Source organism: Streptomyces sp. NPDC058525 (genome assembly GCF_042719495.1).
GTDB lineage: Bacteria > Actinomycetota > Actinomycetes > Streptomycetales > Streptomycetaceae > Streptomyces.
Map to the genome: position 1 here is coordinate 1 of NZ_JBHXNP010000211.1, position 3,027 is coordinate 3,027.

The 3,027-nt window shown below is 72.3% G+C and carries 3 protein-coding genes; 2 read left to right on the forward strand and 1 reads right to left on the reverse strand.

From position 1 onward, the window contains the following. Positions 1-118: 118 nt before the first annotated feature. Positions 119-1,090, reverse strand: coding sequence for a ScbA/BarX family gamma-butyrolactone biosynthesis protein (locus ACFWP3_RS41820; protein ID WP_384232194.1), 972 nt, complete (start codon positions 1,088-1,090; stop codon positions 119-121). A gap of 104 nt (positions 1,091-1,194) precedes the next feature. On the opposite strand from ACFWP3_RS41820, the gene ACFWP3_RS41825 reads away from it, so the two are divergent. Both ACFWP3_RS41825 and ACFWP3_RS41830 read left to right on the forward strand, forming a co-directional pair. Next, a complete protein-coding gene (locus ACFWP3_RS41825; RefSeq protein ID WP_384232195.1) occupies positions 1,195-1,887 on the forward strand; it encodes a ScbR family autoregulator-binding transcription factor in 693 nt (230 codons plus the stop codon). Continuing rightward, positions 1,884-2,846 (forward strand): NAD-dependent epimerase/dehydratase family protein, encoded by a 963-nt coding sequence (locus ACFWP3_RS41830; RefSeq protein ID WP_384232197.1) that lies wholly within the window; start codon positions 1,884-1,886, stop codon positions 2,844-2,846. The genes ACFWP3_RS41825 and ACFWP3_RS41830 overlap by 4 nt, the downstream gene beginning before the upstream one ends. Positions 2,847-3,027: the final 181 nt, after the last annotated feature.

Below are 3,027 nucleotides of genomic sequence, written 5' to 3' on the forward strand. Positions count from 1 at the left end.
ATTTGTACTTGGTTTTGGTTTCTATTTGGTGGTCAGATTGGGGGGGGGGGGGGGGCGCGCCGCCGGGGGGGGGGGGGGGGGGGGGCCCCCCCCCCCGGCCGGAACACCGGACGCCGCGTCAGAGAGTGGAGCAGAGCGACAGCGTGGCGGGCGCCGCGCTGATCGTCGCGGTGGCGGTGAAGACGTCCGCGCCGTTCTGGCGCGCGCGGACGCGCACGGGCAGGCGGCCCGACGCGGTCATCCCGCCGGGGGCGGGGGTCGTCTCGATCCAGCACGGCGAATCGAGCTCCGCGTAGCGGAAGAACCGTATCTCCAGGTCGGTCAGGACCCCCCGCCGCGGGAAGGCGCAGCCGTGCGCGGCCTGCCGGACGGCCTCCAGGAGCAGCATGCCGGGGGCGTGGTCGACGGGGTGGTCGAAGAGGATCGGGTGGTTGACATCGGTACGGAGCTGGGTGCGGTGCGTGGCGCTCGTCGGGGAGAGGACCACGTCGTGGAAGCGGTCGCGGCCCACCCGGCGGGGCGTCAGCGGCGGCGGCAGCGGGATCATGCGGGCGGCCACCTGGGCGAGGTCCGCGTTGTGGCCGCGCAGACGCTGGTAGACGGCCTGTGACTGGTTGGTGAAACGTGCCTCCGCGGTGCCCAGCAGCTCCCCTTCACGGGTGGCGGTGACGTGCATCGTGAGGCCGGCCAGTCTTCGGCCCCGGCGGGTGATGTCCGAGCAGGCGATGTGCAGGGTGATGTCGGCGGGCGCCGAACCGACCACCAGGGCAGCGGCGTTCATCGAGTAGCTGAACGTGTCCCAGATCTGCCGGTGTCCGAAGGGGGCGTCGTACGCGACGTGGCTCAGGAGCGGGATCGCCTGCCGGACGGATTCGGCCAGGAGGAGGGGGTCGTGGTGGCCGCTCGCGTCCGGCGAGTAGAAGCTGTGGGCGCGGGGCCACTGGGCGGTGACGACGTATTCGTCGGGCGCGACGGCGCGCCACCCCGTGAGCAGGACCTCGGAATGTGCGCTCTTGTGCACGTACTCGCGCGGTAACGCGCTGCTGAGTACGGAGACGGGTGAGACGGAGTGGTCAGCTGACACAGTCATGGTTGAGCCCCCCTTGAAACGTCGGACATGAGCTGGTGCTGTACGGCGATGAGTCCTAAAATAAAGGATGTTCGTTTTTTTTGTCGAGGAAGTCAGGTACCCCGATGTCGGACCGCAAGCGACAACGCGCGCCTCAACTAAGGGCAGTTCAGACCAGAGCGGCCATCCTGCGCGCGGCGGCGGAGGTCTTCGACGAGTTCGGCTTCAGCGGAGCCAGCATCAGCAAGATCATGAAACGGGCCGATGTCACCCAGGGCGGGATGTACTTCCACTTCGGCTCGAAGGAGGAGCTCGCCTACGCCGTCATGGTCGGGCAGGGCGACGGCCTGGAGTTCCCCGAGGGGGAGGACGGGCTGCAGCACCTGGTGGACATCACCCTCTACCTGGCCGAGCAGCTCCAGCACAACCCGGTGCTCCGGGCCGGCGTACGACTGGCCGTGGAGCAGGGGGAGTTCGGCCTGCGCGATGACGTCGCCTACCAGGCCTGGGTGCTCGAGTTCCGCCAGCAGCTGCGCTTCGCACGGGCCAAGGGGGAGCTCAAGTCCGATGTCGACGACCACGAACTGGCGTGGGTCCTGGTCAGCTCCTTCACCGGCGCGCAGCTCTTCTCCCAGGCGTCCACCGGCCGGGCCGACCTGCCGCAGCGGATCGCCTCCCTGTGGCGCTACCTGCTGCCCGCCGTCGCCACCGAGGACACGCGCGCGAGCCTGCGGATGACCCTGCAGCCCGCGGAGCCCGCCGAGCCCGCCGAGCCCGCCCCGTCCTCGGAGGCGGCGGAGCCCGGGAAACTGGTGTGAACGCGCCCCACGTCGTCATCACCGGTGCGACGGGCTTCGTGGGGTCGGCGGTGCTGCGCCGGCTTGCCGAACGGGCGCCGGAGACCGCGGTGCGCGCGGTGTCCCGTACGCCTCCCCCCGCCACCGGGCACGGAGCGCGGTGGGCGGACGCCGACCTGGCCACCCCCGCGTCCCTGCGCGGGGTGTGCGACGGCGCGGACGTCCTGCTGTCGCTGGCCTCCTTCATCGGACCGGACGCCGAACGCTGCGCCGCGGTCAACACGGCCGGGACCCGGGCCCTGGTGGCCGAGGCTCGGCGGGCGGGAGTGCGGCGGATCGTCCAGCTGTCGACCTGCGCGGTCTACGGGCCGGGCCCGCACCGCGGTCAGGACGTCGGCGAGCTGACGCCCGCGCCGGTGTCGCCGGCCAGCCGCAGCCGCCTGGCGGGCGAGGAGCCGGTGCTGGAGGCCGGGGGACTGGTCCTGCGCGCGGGGCTGGTGCTGGGGACGGGCGACCGGTGGGTCGTACCCGCCCTCGTCGACGCGTTCCGGCGGGTACCGGCCGGGTGGGGCGGCGGAGAAGGGCTGGCCTCGTTCGTCGACGTCGACGATCTGGCGCGGCTCATCGTGGAGTTCGGGGTGGGGGACGGGGACGGGGACGCGGCCGGGGCCTCGGGAGTCCTGCACGCCCACCATCCGCGACCGGTGCGCAACGCGGACCTGATGGACGCCCTCGCACACCACCGGGTGCTGCCGGCGCGTCCCGCCGGGGACCGGCCGTGGCAGGCGTGCCTCGACGCGCTGGCCGAGACCCCGGGATGGGTGAGCGAGCGGCAGTTCACGCTGCTGGCCGGGGACCACTGGTACCGGGCCGACACGGCATGGCGGCTCGCGGGCATCGCACCGGGACCCGGCCCGCTGGCCCGGCTCGGCCGGGCGGCGCAGTGGTACAGGGAGCGGGGCGGGGCCGTTCCGGGCTGACGGCGATCTGCCAAAGCCTCAGCGGGATGGGCGCGGGCGGGCCGTGGCGGCGAGGGTGCCGGGTAGCGTCCGGAGCAGAGCCGATCACCCGTGGAGGAGTGGAAATGCCCGACCTTTCGAACATCGTCAAGGCGTATGACGTGCGTGGTGTCGTGCCGGACGAGTGGGACGAGTCGTTGGC

Coding starts and splice junctions, on each gene's coding strand:
- ACFWP3_RS41820 (WP_384232194.1), bottom strand. CDS start 1,090: ATGACTGTGTCAGCTGACCACTCCGTCTCACCCGTCTCCGTACTCAGC.
- ACFWP3_RS41825 (WP_384232195.1), top strand. CDS start 1,195: ATGTCGGACCGCAAGCGACAACGCGCGCCTCAACTAAGGGCAGTTCAG.